This is a genomic window from Hydrogenophaga sp., from assembly GCF_050182545.1.
Classification (GTDB): Bacteria; Pseudomonadota; Gammaproteobacteria; order Burkholderiales; family Burkholderiaceae_C; genus Hydrogenophaga.
Genome location: NZ_JBFXCD010000030.1, coordinates 15,547 through 29,026 on the forward strand (window position 1 = coordinate 15,547; position 13,480 = coordinate 29,026).

Below are 13,480 nucleotides of genomic sequence, written 5' to 3' on the forward strand. Positions count from 1 at the left end.
GTCAGTGGCTGATCATCCAGGGGCGTTTTGACGGGAAGCCTTTGGCGCCGTTGGGCGCGGTCACCGTGGCCTTGCTGCGTCCGGTGCCACAACAACCGCAACCCGGCGGGTGTTTCAGGCGCGCGTAGTCGCCCGAGTGTTTCGGCTCGTGCCGCGCGCGCTCGTTGATGCCGATGGCCGCGCGTGTGGCGCCGTCCATCAGCGCCAGGCGCGGCGCGGTGACGAACACACGCGGCGAAGCCGTGCCGCAGTCCGGGCAGGCGGCCGGTTCGTTGCGCGCGCTCAGGCTGCGAAACGCATCGAAGCCGCCACAGGACGGGCAGTCGTAGTCGTAGGTCGGCATGGCGCGTTCACAGGTCCGGTGACAAGGGCATCACCACCGAACCGTCCAGGTGCTTGACGGGTCCGCTGGCATTGGGGTTGATGTCGAAGTCGAATATCTGCGTGGGCAGCCACAGCGTGGCGCAGGCGTTGGGCACGTCCACCACGCCGCTGATGTGGCCCTGCACGGGCGCGGTGCCCAGGATGGAGTAGGCCTGCGCGCCCGAGTAGCCGAACTTCTTCAGGTATTCGATGGCGTTCAGGCAGGCCTGGCGGTAGGCCACGTTCACGTCCAGGTAGTACTGCTTGCCGCTCTCGTCGACGCTGATGCCTTCGAAGATCACGTAATCGTTGTAGGTGGGCGTGATCGGGCTGGGCTTGAAGATGGGGTTCTTGATGCCGTACTTGGCCATGCCGTCCTTGATGATGGAGACCTTCATGTGCACCCAGCCGGCCATCTCGATCGCGCCGCAGAAGGTGATCTCGCCATCGCCCTGGCTGAAGTGCAGGTCACCCACGGACAGGCCCGCGCCTTCGACATACACCGGGAAGAACACCTTGGAGCCGCGCGAGAGGTCCTTGATGTCGCAGTTGCCGCCGTGCTCGCGCGGCGGCACGGTGCGCGCGCCGGTGGCCGCGGCCTTCGCCTTCGCCTCGCCGGTGAGCTTGCCCATGTGCGCCGTGCCGGCAAACGGCGGGTTGGCCAGGCCGCTGGTGGCGGGGTCGGAATCGATCAGCGCCTGCTCGCGCGTGTTCCAGGTCTCCAGCATCTTCGGGTCGGGCAGGCAGCCGATCAGGCCGGGGTGGATCAGGCCGGCGTACTTCACGCCAGGCACGTGGCGCGAGGTGGTGAACATGCCGTGGAAGTCCCAGATGGACTTCTGGGCCTGCGGGAAGTGTTCGGTCAGGAAGCCGCCGCCGTTCTTCTTGCTGAAGAAGCCGTTGAAGCCCCACAGGCTGTCGTCTTTGGCGCCGATGTCGAGCAGCTCGACCACCAGCAGGTCACCGGGCTGCGCGCCCTTCACGCCCACCGGGCCGCTGAGGTAGTGCACCGTGCTCAGGTCGATGTCGCGCACGTCGTCCGCGCTGTCGTTGTTCTTGATGAAGCCGCCCGTCCAGTCGTAGGTCTCCAGCACGAAATCGTCACCCGGGTTGACCCAGCAGGCCATCGGGATGTCCGGGTGCCAGCGGTTGTGCACCATTTCGTTGGACGGCGCGGGTTGCGTGAGGTCGACTTTGATGAGGGTCTCGGGCATGGCTTGTGCTCCTTGGGGTGGACGGAAAAATGAAGGGAACGGATCAGACGGAGAGGTAGGACTTGATGCGCTGCTGGTCGGTGTCGGCGCGGTCGGTCTCATGCACCAGGCGACCGCCTTCGATGACGAACAGGCGGTCGGCCACGTCCATGGCGAACGAGAGCACTTGCTCGGAGACGACGATGGTGATCCGGCGCATCTTGCGGATCTCGTTGAGCGCCTTGGCGATGTCCTTGATGATGGAAGGCTGGATGCCTTCGGTGGGCTCGTCGAGCAGCAGCACCTTGGGGTCGGTGACGAGCGCGCGCGCGATGGCGAGCTGCTGCTGCTGCCCGCCCGAGAGGTTGCCGCCCTTGCGCCGTCGCATGTCCCACAGCACCGGGAACAGCGCGTAGATCTCCTCCGGGATGGTCTTGGTCCTGGCGTTCTCCAGGCCGGTCTGGATGTTTTCCTCCACCGTGAGGGTGGGAAAGATCATGCGGCCCTGCGGCACATAGGCAATGCCTTTGGCCACCCGCTGAAAGCTCTCCAGCTGCGAGACCTCCTGGCCGGCGATCGCGATGTGCCCGGTCTTCACCGGCAGGATGCCGATCAGGCTCTTGAACAGCGTGGTCTTGCCCATACCGTTGCGGCCCATGATGGCCACGCACTCGTTCTCGCGCGTCTCGAACGAGATGCCGTGCAGCGCCTGGCTCTGGCCGTAGGCGACGACGAGGTCCTTGACTTTCAACATACGAACTCCTCAATCGAAACTCGCGTCGGCGCGCGGGATGATTCCAGGGGCACTGAGGAACCGGCTTTGCCGGGCCTCTGGTGCCGTCCCCCTCCCGCCGAAGGCGAGAGAGAGGGGGAAGACGCAAAGCGGCGCAGGGGGTGTTTCATGTCAATGCCCGAGGTACACGTCGATCACTTTCGGGTCGGCCTGCACCTGGTCCATCGGACCCTCGGCCAGGATCTTTCCCTGGTGCATGACGGTGACCTTGTGGGCGATCTTCTTGACGAACTCCATGTCGTGCTCGATCACGATCACGGCGCGGTTCTGGCAGATGCGGTGCAGCAGCTCGGCGGTGAGGTCGCGCTCGCGCGCGCTCATGCCGGCAATGGGTTCGTCGAGCATCAGCAGTTCGGGCTCCTGCATCAGCAGCATGCCGATCTCCAGCCACTGCTTCTGCCCGTGCGAGAGCAGGCCGGCCTCGGTGTCGAGCTTGTCGACCAGGCCGATCTCCAGGGCCACCGCCTGCACGCGCGCCTGGATCTCTTCGGTGGCGGTGAAGGCCAGCGCACCCCAGACCGAGCGGCCTGACGGGAAGGACACCTCCAGGTTCTGCAGCACCGACAGGTTCTCGTAGATCGATGGCGTCTGGAACTTGCGGCCAATGCCCAGGCGCACGCGCTTGTGCTCGGGGATCTGGATGATTTCGGCGTTCTTGAATTTGATGCTGCCGGCGCTCGCCTTGGTCTTGCCGCAGATCAGGTCCAGCAGCGTGGTCTTGCCCGCGCCATTGGGGCCGATGATCACGCGCAGCTCGTTGCGGTCGATGTAGAGCGTGAGGGCGTCGATGGCCTTGAAGCCGTCGAAGGAGACGGTGAGGTCTTCCACAGCGAGGGCGAAGTCGGTGTTGCTCATGTCGGGTTCTCCGTGGTCGGCTCAGACGCTCTGGCCGCGGGTGCCTTCCGGCAGCGGGACGTCAACGTCGACGGCGGCTGTGGGCGCCCTGGGCGTGGCCATGGGCGCGTGCGGTGGCGGCGATGGCGGCTGGGGCCGCGCGGCCGAGGCGGCACGCAGCGCGCTCTGGCGCGACTTCCACCACGGCACGATGCGGCTCTCCCACAGGCCGGCCAGGCCCATGGGGAAGGCCATGGTCACGCCGATGAACAGCGCGGCCATCAGGAACAGCCAGGCGTCGGGGAAGCTCTCGGAGAAGTAGGTCTTGCCGGCGTTGACCAGCAGCGCGCCATAGACCGCGCCCACCAGGCTCATGCGCCCGCCCACAGCGGCGTAGATCACCATTTCGATGGACGGCACGATGCCCACGAAGCTGGGCGACATGAAGCCCACCTGCAGGGTGAACAGTGCGCCGCCGATGCCCGAGAGCGCGGCCGCCAGGCAGAAGACGAAGATGCGGAAGTCGGCCACGTCGTAGCCCGAGAAGCGCACGCGGTCTTCCTTGTCGCGCATGGCCAGCAGCAGGGTGCCCAGCTTGCTGGTCTGGATCCAGCGGCAGACCACGATGGAAAGCACCAGCATGCCGACGCAGATGTAGTACAGGATGTACTTGGCGCTGTCGGTGCGCGTGTCCCAGCCCAGCAGGGTCTTGAGGTCGGTCATGCCGTTGACGCCACCGGTGAAGCCCTGCTGGCCGATGATGAGCACCGTGAGGATGAGCGCCACCGCCTGCGTGATGATGGCGAAGTACACGCCACCCACGCGCCGCTTGAACATGGCGAAGCTGATGAGCCAGGCCAGCAGCGTGGGCACCACGATGACAGCCGCCAGCGCGAACGGAAAGCTCTTGAACGGCACCCAGAACGAAGGCAGTTCGGTGATCTGGTTCCAGTCCATGAAGTCCGGAATGCCGGGCGTGGACTGGATCTTCGTGCTCTCGGGGTCGGACGCCTCCAGCTTGAGGAACATGGCCATGGCGTAACCGCCGAGGCCGAAAAACACGCCCTGCCCCAGGCTGAGCACGCCGCCGTAGCCCCACAGCATCACCAGCCCGATGGCCACGAAGGCGTAGGTGAGGTACTTGCCCACCAGGTTGAGGCGGAAGATGTCGAGCGAGAGCGGCAGCACCACGGCCAGCAGCAGCGTGAGAAGCACCAGGCTGGCGAGCTGGTAGCGGTTGATCCAGGCTTTCAGGGCGTTCATGAACATGCTCCGGGAGTCAAAAAATTCAGCGTCGCACTTTTGAAGCGAACAAGCCTTGCGGCCGCAACATCAGAATCACCACGATGAGCGAGAGCGTGAGCATCTTGGCCATGGAGCCGGCCAGGAAGAACTCGCTGATCGACTGCGTCTGGGCGATGCCGAAGGCAGACACCACGGTGCCCAGCAGGCTGGCCGCGCCACCGAAGGTGACGACGAGGAAGGCATCCACGATGTAGAGCGAACCGGAAGTGGGGCCGGTGGAACCGATGGTGGTGAAGGCCGCGCCGGCCACACCGGCAATGCCGCAGCCGATGGCGAAGGTCAGGCGGTCGGTCTTGCGGGTGTCGATGCCGGTGGCATTGGCCATGACGCGGTTGTTCACCGTGGCGCGCACACGCAGGCCCCAGCGGCTCTTGTGCAGCGCGATCAGCACACCCACCGTCACCACCGCGGTGAGCGCCAGCACGAACATGCCGTTGATGGGAATGTCCAGCCCCTCGGCGGGCGCCCAGGAGCCCAGCAGCCAGTCGGGCAGCTTGGGGCTCACTTCCTTGGGTCCGATGAAGGTGCGGAAGCACTGCTGCATGGCCAGGCTGATGCCCCAGGTGGCCAGCAGCGTGTCGAGCGGGCGCTTGTAGAGGTGGCGGATCAGCGCCCACTCCACCAGCCAGCCGGCGATGAAGGCGAACACGAAGGCGGCGACGATGGCAAAGGGAAAATACGCGGCGATGGCCCCGGGGCTGATCGACTCAGCCAGGGTGGAGCCCAGGAAGATGGTGTAGGCGCCGATGGTCATGAACTCGCCATGCGCCATGTTGATCACGCCCATCTGCCCGAAGATGATGGCCAGGCCCAGCCCCATGAGCAGCAGCACGGCGAACAGGCTCAGGCCCGCAAAGCCCTGCATCAGGCCGATGTTGAGCAGGTCGTTGAAACTCATGAGGGATCTCCAGACAGATGGGGTGGCAGGACTTACTGGTATCCCTTGGGGAAGGGGTCCGGCTTGATCAGGTCGGGTGACTCCGAGACCACCTTGAAGGTCGCGTCCGGCATGCCCATGGCGATGCGCGACTTGCTCCACAGGTGGTGGTTCGCATCCAGCTTCACGTAGCCCTCAGGTGCGGTCTTGAGCTCGATGCCGGTCTCGGAGGCCGCCACGACCTTGTCCACGTCAAAGCTCTTGGCCTTCTCGACCGCGGCCTTCCACAGCCAGGGGCCCAGGTAGCCGGCCTGCGTCACGTCGCCGATGACGGCGTCCTTGCCGTACTTGGCCTTGAAAGCCGCGACGAACTTCTTGTTGTTCTCGTTCTCCAGCGACTGGAAGTACTTCATGGACGAGTAGAAACCCTTGAAGTTTTCACCGCCCACGCCGGTCATCTCGTCCTCGGTCACCGACAGGGTCACCAGCAGCTGCTTGTCACCCGTGATGCCGGCGGCCTTGAGCGCCTTGTAGAAGGCCACATTGGAGCCACCCACCACGGCGGCAAAGATGCAGTCGGGCTTTTGCAGCTTGATCTTGTTCATCAGCGAGCCGAAGTTGGTGCTGCCCAGCGGGTAGTACTCCTCGCCAACGACCTTGCCCTTCTGGAAGTTCTCGATGTGCTTGCGCGCGATCTTCATCGACGTGCGCGGCCAGATGTAGTCGGAGCCGATGAGGAAGAAGGTCTTGGCCTTCTTCTCCTTCTGCGCCCAGTCCAGGCTGTAGAGGATCTGCTGCGTCGCCTCCTGGCCGGTGTAGATCACGTTCTTGGACTGCTCCAGGCCTTCATAGAACGTCGGGTAGTACAGCAGGCCGTTCTCTTTCTCGAACACCGGCAGCACCGCCTTGCGCGAGGCACTGGTCCAGCAGCCGAAGACGGCCGCGCAGCGGTCGTTGATCAGCAGCTTCTTGGACTTCTCGGCGAAGGTGGGCCAGTCGGAGGCGCCGTCTTCCTTGATGACCTTGATCTTGCGACCGAGGATGCCACCCATGGCATTGATCTCGTCGATGGCGAGCTGCTCGGCCTGGATAGAGCCGGTCTCCGAAATGGCCATGGTGCCGGTGGACGAGTGCAATTGCCCCACGGTGACTTCGGTGTCGGTCACGGCGAGCTTGGTGGTGTTCACCTGTGCGGTGGGCTGGCCAAAACTCCAGGCGGGCAACCCGGCCAGGCCGGCGGCGCCCAGCATCTGCAGCACGCGGCGGCGGCTGGCTTCCGGCGTTTCGAGGGAGAAGGCATTCGGATCGGAGAGGTGCTTCATGGTGGACTCCTGGGACGTTTGGGACGGTGAAACCGGCGGTGTGCCGACTGGGGTGAAGACTAGGGACAGCACCGTATGGCGCCCATACGTCAAATAACGTAGAGGCCGCATCTGGTCGGGTGGGATGCTTCTTGCTAGCGTCCATGGCATGCCCCAGACCGAGCCCGCCACGCCTGTGGCCACCCAGAAAATCTTCCGGTTTCGCCGCGCATACAACTCGTGGGTGGCCGACGAAACCATGGAGGACTACGCCCTGCGCTACACGCCGCGCAGCTTCCGCAAGTGGAGCGAGTGGCGCGTGGCCAACACGGCGTTTGGGTCGCTGTCCTTCCTCGCGCTGGAGGCCATCGGCGGCGCGATCGCCGTCAACTACGGCTTCGGCAACGCCATGTGGGCGATCCTCGTGGTGGGCCTGATCATCTTTTTCACCGGCCTGCCGATTGCCTACTGCGCCGCGCGCTACGGCCTGGACATGGACCTGCTCACCCGGGGCGCGGGCTTTGGCTACCTGGGCTCGACCATCACCTCGCTGATCTACGCGGTGTTCACCTTCATCTTCTTCGCCATCGAGGCGGTGATCATGGCGCTGGCGTTGCAGATGGCGACCGACTGGCCGCTGGCCTGGTGCTACCTGATCTCGGCGGTGGTGATCATCCCGCTGGTCATCCGCGGCATCACGCTGATTTCGAAGCTGCAGGCCTGGACGCCGCCGCTGTGGCTGTTCCTGCTGCTGCTGCCCTTCGTGTGGATTGCCTTGTCGCAGCCCCAGCTGTACCGCGACTTCAGCAGCCTCACCGGCATCCGCTCGGGCAGCAACGACTTTCAACCGCTGATGTTTGGCGCGGCCGCGGCCGTCATCTTCTCGCTGGTGGTGCAGATCGGCGAACAGGTGGACTTTCTGCGCTTCATGCCCGAGCGCAAGCGCGAGAACCGTTGGCGCTGGTGGGCCGCGGTGCTGGTCACCGGGCCCGGGTGGATCGTCATGGGCATGCTCAAGATGGCCGGCGGCGCGTTTCTGGCGTTCGCGGCCATGCAGTTCGAGGTGCCGCCCGAGCGCACCGCTGAACCCACGCAGATGTTCCTCGCGGGTTTCACCGAGGCGGTGGGCCACCCGGGCCTGGCGGTGGCCATGACCGTGGTGTTCGTGATCCTGTCGCAGATCAAGATCAACGTGACCAACGCCTACGCGGGCTCGCTGGCCTGGTCGAACTTCTTCGCGCGGGTCACGCACAGCCACCCGGGGCGCGTGGTCTGGCTGGTGTTCAACGTCGCCATCGCCACCCTGCTCATGCTGCTGGGCGTGTTCGCCGGCATCGAGAAGGTCCTGGGCATCTACAGCAACGTGGCCATTGCCTGGGTCGGTGCGCTGGTGGCCGATCTCATCATCAACAAGCCACTGGGCCTGAGCCCCAAGGGCATCGAGTTCCGCCGCGCCTACCTGTACGACTTCAATCCGGTGGGCATGGGCTCGATGATCATCGCGGCACTGGTGTCCAGCCTGGCCTATGCCGGTGTCATGGGCGAGCTGGCGGCGGCGTTCTCGCCGTTCATCGCACTCGGCCTGGCGCTCTTGCTCTCGCCCCTGATCGCCTGGGCCACCCGGGGCCGCTACTACCTCGCCCGCACGCCCTCGACCGAATGGCGACCGGGCGAGGCGGTGCGCTGCGCGGTCTGCGAGAACCAGTTCGAGTCGGAAGACATGGCGGGCTGCCCCGCTTACCGCGCCCCCATCTGTTCGCTGTGCTGCTCACTCGAATCGCGCTGCCACGACCGCTGCAAGACCAACTCGCGCGCCATCGACCAGGTGCGCGCCGCACTCACGGCGGTGCTGCCCCAGGGCGTGATGGTGCGCGTCAACTTCCGCGCCGGCCAGTTCCTCGCGGTGTGGCTGTCGATCAGCGCGATCATGGCCTCCCTGATCGGCATGGTGTACGTGCAGGAAAGCCTGCACGGATCGGCCGAAGTCTTGTACGCGCCGTTCCTCAAGATTTACGCGTTTCTGGTGTTGTTGGCCGCGGTGTGCTCGTGGTGGGTGGTGCTCACCACCGACAGCCGGCGCATGGCACAGGACGAGTCGGAGCGGCAGACACAGCTGCTCATGCTGGAGATCGACGCCCACCAGCGCACCGACGCCGAGCTGCAGTCCGCGCGCGACCGCGCCGAGACCGCCAGCCAGGCCAAGACGCGCTACGTGGCGGGCATGACCCACGAGTTGCGCACGCCGCTCACCAGCATCCTGGGCTATGCGCAGATCCTGCTGAAGAACAGCGACATCTCGGTCTGGGTGCGCGAGACCATCGCCACCATGCAGCGCAGCGGCCAGCACATGCACGCCCTCATCGACGGGTCGCTGGACCTTGCGCGCATCGAGGCCGGGCGCCTCAAGCTCGATCCGGTACCGCTTCCGCTGGCGCAGCTGCTGGAGGATGTGGAACGCATGGTGCGGCCACAAGCGGAAGCCAAGGGCCTGCGCTTCGTGGTGCAGCACAAGGGCGAACTGCCGGCCTGGGTCCGTGCGGACGCCAAGCGCCTGCGCCAGATCCTGATCAACCTGCTGAGCAACGCGGTGCGCTTCACCGACCAGGGCGAGGTCACGCTGCGGCTTGATTTCCGTCAGCATGTCGCGCGCATCGACGTGGTGGACACCGGCATCGGCATTGCGGCGCAAGACCAGAAACGCATCTTTCTCCCGTTTGAACGCGGCAGCGCCGGGCGGCGCGCGCTGGACACCGGCACCGGCCTGGGCCTGACCATCACCCACCTGCTGACCGACATGATGGGCGGTGAACTGCTGCTCAAGAGCCGGCCGGGCCATGGCAGCACGTTCTCGCTGCGCCTGTACCTGCCACCCATTCCGTCGGACCCGCAAAACCCGCTGCCCATCCCGTCGACGCTGCGCGCGGTCACGGGCTACCTGGGCCCGCGCCGCACACTGCTGGTGGTGGACGACCAGCCGCTGCACCGGCAGCTGCTGGCCAGCATCCTCATGCCACTGGGCTTCGTGGTGCGCGAGGCGGCCAGCGGGCAGGAGTGTCTGGAGATCATCGAACGGCATGCGCCCGACCTGCTGCTGCTGGACCTCACCATGGACGGGCTCGATGGCTGGCAGACCGCCGAGGCCGTGCGCAAATTGCTGCCGGCGTCCACCTTGCCCATCGTGTTTGTCTCGGCCAACCTGTTCGACAACCGGCCCGAGGAGCTGACCGCGCTGGACTGCCAGGGCTTTGTCGCCAAGCCGATGATGGAGTCGGAGCTGCTGGATGCGCTGCAGGGCGCGCTGTCGCTGGAATGGGTGACCGAAGAGGCGCCGGCCAACACGCCGGTGAGCATCGTGCGCCATCGCGTCTCTGGCCTGCCGCTGCCCGATGACCTGCGCGAGGAATTGCAGCGCCTGGCCCGCCAGGGCCAGGCTGCGGCGTTGCGCCAGCGCCTGTGGCAGGCGCAGACCGCCGAGCCCGCGCACGCGGCCACGCTGGCCCTGTTGCAGTCCTGCGCGGACCGCTTTGATTTTCAGACCCTGATCGAGTACCTCAGGGATACCGCGGAGCTGACGGAAGATGACATCGACAACTGAGCCCACGCCCCTGCCCTCGGCGGCTTCGCAACCCGTGATCCTGGTGGTGGACGACGCCGTGGACACCCTGCGCATGCTGGGCGATGCGCTGGTGGCGGAAGGCTACGTGGTGCTCGCCGCACGCGATGCCGAGGAAGCCCTCCAGCGCTTCGAGGTCGCCGTGCCTGACGGCGTGCTGCTCGACGCGGTGATGCCGGGCATGGACGGCTTCAGCTTCTGCGAACACATCAAGGCCACACCGGCCTGGTCGCACGTGCCCGTCGTGTTCATGACCGGTTTGTCGGAGAGCGAACAGATCCTGCGCGGCTTTGCCTGTGGTGGCGTGGACTACGTCGTGAAACCGCTGCGCATCCCGGAAGTGATGGCGCGACTGGCCACCCATGTGCGCAACGCGCGCGTGACGCGGCTGGCGCAGGAAGCCGTGGACGTGGCCGGCATGGGCACGGTGGTGCTGGACACACAGGGCCGCATGGCCTGGCGCTCACCCCAGGCCACCGCATGGCTGGAACTGACCTTCGGCGCCGAGAGCGATTCAGGCCAGCGCGCGGGCGCCTGGCTGGGCACGGCGCTGGCGAACGGCAGCGAGGCCACGCGCGACCTGGGTCGCCACGGCCGCCTGCTCGCGCGCAACATGGGCCAGGGGAACCTGGGCGAATCGATGCTGCTGCTCACCCTCACCCCGCCCAACAGCAACGCAGCACAGCGCTTGCACGACATCGCGCTCACCCCGCGCGAGACCGAGGTGCTGTCCTGGCTGGCCAAGGGCAAGACCAACCGCGACATCGCCGACATCCTCGGCATGAGCCACCGCACGGTGAACAAGCACCTGGAACATGTGTTCGAGAAGCTTGGCGTGGAAACCCGCTCGGCGGCGGCAGCGATCGCGGGGCGCTTGCTGCCGCAGGAATGAGTGCGCCTGCGTCAAGTTTGCGGCCGGGTGACCGATACGAAGGCATCTCCTTTCGCAAAGCCCCGCATGGACGTCTCTCCTGTCGCCATGGTCACCGCCGTCGCCGAGATGCAGCGTGACCAGACCACCCACGAAGCCCAGCTGCAAGTGCTGAAGAAGGCCATGGACATCCAGTCGGCCGGTGCCATGGCCATGCTCAACGCGCTGCCCGCGAGCCTGCCACTGGCATCGGAGGGCGCGCTCGGGACCCAGGTCAACGCCCTGGTCTGACAGACTCAGCCGCCGTGGCGGGTGGCCTGGCGCATCAGCTCGATGAACCGCTTGGCGCCCAGCCCCATCGGGCGACCGGTGTGCCAGACCACGTCCACCCACACCCGCAACTCGTTGCTGATGTTGCCGAAGCGGATTTCCATCAACGCACCGGTCGCCACCAGCGGCTGGACGAGACTGCGCGGCAGGTAGGCCCAGCCCAGTCCGGCCTGGACCAGGCTCAGGGTGGCCAGGTGGCTGTCGGTGCGCCAGATGTGGCGGGCCAGCAGCAGACGCGGATCCCGCCCCTGCTTGTCGCGTCCGACCACGGCAATCTGACGGATGTCGATCAGGTCGTTGAGCTGCAGTTCGCCCTGGCGCGCCTGTCCTGCCGGATGATCGGGCGAGATCACCGCCACCAGGATCTCCTGGCCCAGCTCCTGGAAACCCTCGCGCTCATCGGTGCCGGGGCGCTCGAAGACCAGCGCCAGCTGTGCATCGCCGGCGTGCAGCATGCGCAGCGCATCCGCTTGCGGCGCCGAAAGCACTTCGACGATGAGGGACGGAAACTCCGACGCCAGCACCGCCAGCGGCTGACTCCATGGCGCCGACAGCAGCTCGGGAGCGATCGCGATGGTGAGCAGCCGCTCCAGCCCCTGATGCAGTCCCTGGGCATGGGCCTGCAACTGTTGCAGCTGGCTGGCGATCTGGCGCGCCTGCGGCTCCAGGGCACGGGCCACGTCGGTTGGCCGGGGCTCGCGAGCGCGCCGGTCAAACAGCTGCAGGTCCAGCTCCGCCTCCAGGTGTGCCATCGCCATGCTCACGGCCGAAGGCACGCGCCCCAGCCGGCGCGCAGCGGCGGAGAACGACCCGCTGTCGAGCACCGCGAGGAACACGCGCACGTTGTCGCTGGTAAATGCCATGCCGAGAACTTATCAGAAACATTGATAGTTTCTGACTTTTATCGTCAGCAGATCGTTCTTATCATGCCGCCATTGCCCCGTTCAACCGACCCAGGGCCCCGATTTCCGGTTTCAACCATGCAAGGCATCAAGCGAAAAGTCGTCTACATCACGCTGTACGAGGTCCTGGCCATCGCCTCCTCGAGCACGGGCCTGGCCCTGCTCTCGGGCCAGGCGCTCGGCCATGCCAGCGTGGCCGCCGTGGCCGCCTCGGCCATCGCGGTGCTCTGGAACCTGGTTTACAACACCCTGTTCGAGCGCTGGGAAGCGCGACAGACGAAACGCGGCCGCAGCCTGTTGCGCCGTGCGGTCCATGCCATGGGCTTCGAGTTCGGTTTGGTCGTCACGCTGGTGCCACTGTTCGCGTGGTGGCTCAACATCTCCCTGTGGCAGGCCTTCCTGCTGGACCTGGGACTGATCGTGTTCTTCCTGGGCTATACCTTCGCGTTCAATCTGGTGTTCGACCGCATCTTCGGCCTGCCCCTGTCGGCGCAGGGCGTCGCGCCGGCGGCCTGAGCAAGAGTCGCTGTATGCGCTGGCAGAGGCGCAGAGGAGCCAGGACGGAACAGTGGGGGCAACAAAAAAGCCCTCGTTTCCGAGGGCTTCGATGACAAGCTGGGTTATGAGAGTTTGATTTCTACTGTGTATGCACATCGGGCCACACAGAATTCATTCGGGGTCAGTCGGTGAAGAAAACACGAAGACTGAACAAATTCAGCAAAATCAACCACTTACGCCGGCGCCTCAAGATCAACAAATGACGCCGAGGAAACCCTGCCGCCGCCGCCTCGGCTCCGTTGTCATCTTTGTGCGCCAAGCTTCACCGACAGACACCGAATTTTAGCAAAACGCGTTGCGACCTTTGGGTCGAACCTCGAGCTACATCCGCCTGTCGCGACTACTCTTGGTTGAGTCCCGCTTGAGTCCCGCGAAGAACATGAAAGCCAGTGGGCAATACAGGATCGCACTACCTAGCGCACTTCTGTTGATTTCCACGCATAGGTGACCCGGGATTTCCATAGAACCTTGACCCACCCTTTGGGATGAACCTTGCGGTTCAGGATGTGGATAAGTTCTTTGGGGTCTTCTCCTTCTTGG

At 65.3% G+C, this 13,480-nt stretch carries 12 protein-coding genes; 4 read left to right on the top strand and 8 right to left on the bottom strand.

Features of this window, described 5'->3' with window-relative positions; translation table 11 throughout:
* Window position 1: 1 nt before the first annotated feature.
* From AB7P10_RS19580 to urtA, 7 genes are all read right to left on the bottom strand, one after another.
* The gene (locus AB7P10_RS19580; protein WP_428295517.1) at window positions 2–343 is read right to left on the bottom strand and encodes an FmdB family zinc ribbon protein; all 342 of its coding nucleotides are present in this window, start codon (window positions 341–343) and stop codon (window positions 2–4) included.
* 7 nt (window positions 344–350) lie between these two features.
* Window positions 351–1,577, bottom strand: a complete 1,227-nt coding sequence (fmdA, locus tag AB7P10_RS19585) for a formamidase (RefSeq protein ID WP_428295518.1) — start codon at window positions 1,575–1,577, stop codon at window positions 351–353.
* Window positions 1,578–1,620: 43 nt separating this feature from the next.
* On the bottom strand, window positions 1,621–2,310 hold the full coding sequence (gene urtE / locus AB7P10_RS19590) for an urea ABC transporter ATP-binding subunit UrtE (protein ID WP_428295519.1): 690 nt from the start codon (window positions 2,308–2,310) through the stop codon (window positions 1,621–1,623).
* Between the two features lie 150 nt (window positions 2,311–2,460).
* Entirely contained in the window at window positions 2,461–3,204 is a 744-nt protein-coding gene (gene urtD / locus AB7P10_RS19595; protein ID WP_428295520.1) for an urea ABC transporter ATP-binding protein UrtD, read from the bottom strand.
* Window positions 3,205–3,225: 21 nt separating this feature from the next.
* Window positions 3,226–4,446 (bottom strand): urea ABC transporter permease subunit UrtC, encoded by a 1,221-nt coding sequence (urtC, locus tag AB7P10_RS19600; RefSeq protein WP_428295521.1) that lies wholly within the window; start codon window positions 4,444–4,446, stop codon window positions 3,226–3,228.
* 25 nt (window positions 4,447–4,471) lie between these two features.
* Complete coding sequence (gene urtB, locus AB7P10_RS19605) at window positions 4,472–5,386, bottom strand: urea ABC transporter permease subunit UrtB (RefSeq protein WP_428295522.1); 915 nt, start codon at window positions 5,384–5,386, stop codon at window positions 4,472–4,474.
* A 32-nt stretch (window positions 5,387–5,418) separates the two neighbouring features.
* Window positions 5,419–6,687, bottom strand: a complete 1,269-nt coding sequence (gene urtA / locus AB7P10_RS19610; RefSeq protein WP_428295523.1) for an urea ABC transporter substrate-binding protein — start codon at window positions 6,685–6,687, stop codon at window positions 5,419–5,421.
* Between the two features lie 148 nt (window positions 6,688–6,835).
* Here urtA and AB7P10_RS19615 point away from each other — a divergent pair, with 148 nt between their 5' ends.
* The 3 genes from AB7P10_RS19615 to AB7P10_RS19625 all read left to right on the top strand — a co-directional run bounded on the left by AB7P10_RS19615 (window position 6,836) and on the right by AB7P10_RS19625 (window position 11,441).
* Window positions 6,836–10,261, top strand: a complete 3,426-nt coding sequence (locus tag AB7P10_RS19615; protein ID WP_428295524.1) for a hybrid sensor histidine kinase/response regulator — start codon at window positions 6,836–6,838, stop codon at window positions 10,259–10,261.
* Window positions 10,245–11,171 (top strand): response regulator, encoded by a 927-nt coding sequence (locus AB7P10_RS19620; protein ID WP_428295525.1) that lies wholly within the window; start codon window positions 10,245–10,247, stop codon window positions 11,169–11,171. Before AB7P10_RS19615 ends, AB7P10_RS19620 begins: the two co-directional genes overlap by 17 nt.
* A 66-nt stretch (window positions 11,172–11,237) precedes the next feature.
* Window positions 11,238–11,441 carry a putative motility protein gene (locus AB7P10_RS19625; RefSeq protein WP_428295526.1) on the top strand — a complete coding sequence of 68 codons (204 nt, stop codon included), beginning with the start codon at window positions 11,238–11,240 and terminating at the stop codon, window positions 11,439–11,441.
* Between the two features lie 5 nt (window positions 11,442–11,446).
* Here AB7P10_RS19625 and AB7P10_RS19630 read toward each other — a convergent pair whose 3' ends face one another.
* Entirely contained in the window at window positions 11,447–12,343 is an 897-nt protein-coding gene (locus AB7P10_RS19630; protein WP_428295527.1) for a LysR family transcriptional regulator, read from the bottom strand.
* 117 nt (window positions 12,344–12,460) lie between these two features.
* Between AB7P10_RS19630 and AB7P10_RS19635 the strand changes: the two genes are divergently transcribed.
* Entirely contained in the window at window positions 12,461–12,898 is a 438-nt protein-coding gene (locus tag AB7P10_RS19635) for a PACE efflux transporter (RefSeq protein ID WP_428295528.1), read from the top strand.
* Window positions 12,899–13,480 lie beyond the last annotated feature (582 nt).

Bases quoted from the DNA above. Each gene is read 5' to 3' on its own strand.
- urtE (WP_428295519.1), bottom strand. From the start codon at position 2,310: ATGTTGAAAGTCAAGGACCTCGTCGTCGCCTACGGCCAGAGCCAGGCG.
- AB7P10_RS19620 (WP_428295525.1), top strand. From the start codon at position 10,245: ATGACATCGACAACTGAGCCCACGCCCCTGCCCTCGGCGGCTTCGCAA.
- fmdA (WP_428295518.1), bottom strand. From the start codon at position 1,577: ATGCCCGAGACCCTCATCAAAGTCGACCTCACGCAACCCGCGCCGTCC.
- urtB (WP_428295522.1), bottom strand. From the start codon at position 5,386: ATGAGTTTCAACGACCTGCTCAACATCGGCCTGATGCAGGGCTTTGCG.
- AB7P10_RS19615 (WP_428295524.1), top strand. From the start codon at position 6,836: ATGCCCCAGACCGAGCCCGCCACGCCTGTGGCCACCCAGAAAATCTTC.
- urtA (WP_428295523.1), bottom strand. From the start codon at position 6,687: ATGAAGCACCTCTCCGATCCGAATGCCTTCTCCCTCGAAACGCCGGAA.
- AB7P10_RS19630 (WP_428295527.1), bottom strand. From the start codon at position 12,343: ATGGCATTTACCAGCGACAACGTGCGCGTGTTCCTCGCGGTGCTCGAC.
- urtC (WP_428295521.1), bottom strand. From the start codon at position 4,446: ATGAACGCCCTGAAAGCCTGGATCAACCGCTACCAGCTCGCCAGCCTG.
- AB7P10_RS19635 (WP_428295528.1), top strand. From the start codon at position 12,461: ATGCAAGGCATCAAGCGAAAAGTCGTCTACATCACGCTGTACGAGGTC.
- urtD (WP_428295520.1), bottom strand. From the start codon at position 3,204: ATGAGCAACACCGACTTCGCCCTCGCTGTGGAAGACCTCACCGTCTCC.
- AB7P10_RS19625 (WP_428295526.1), top strand. From the start codon at position 11,238: ATGGACGTCTCTCCTGTCGCCATGGTCACCGCCGTCGCCGAGATGCAG.
- AB7P10_RS19580 (WP_428295517.1), bottom strand. From the start codon at position 343: ATGCCGACCTACGACTACGACTGCCCGTCCTGTGGCGGCTTCGATGCG.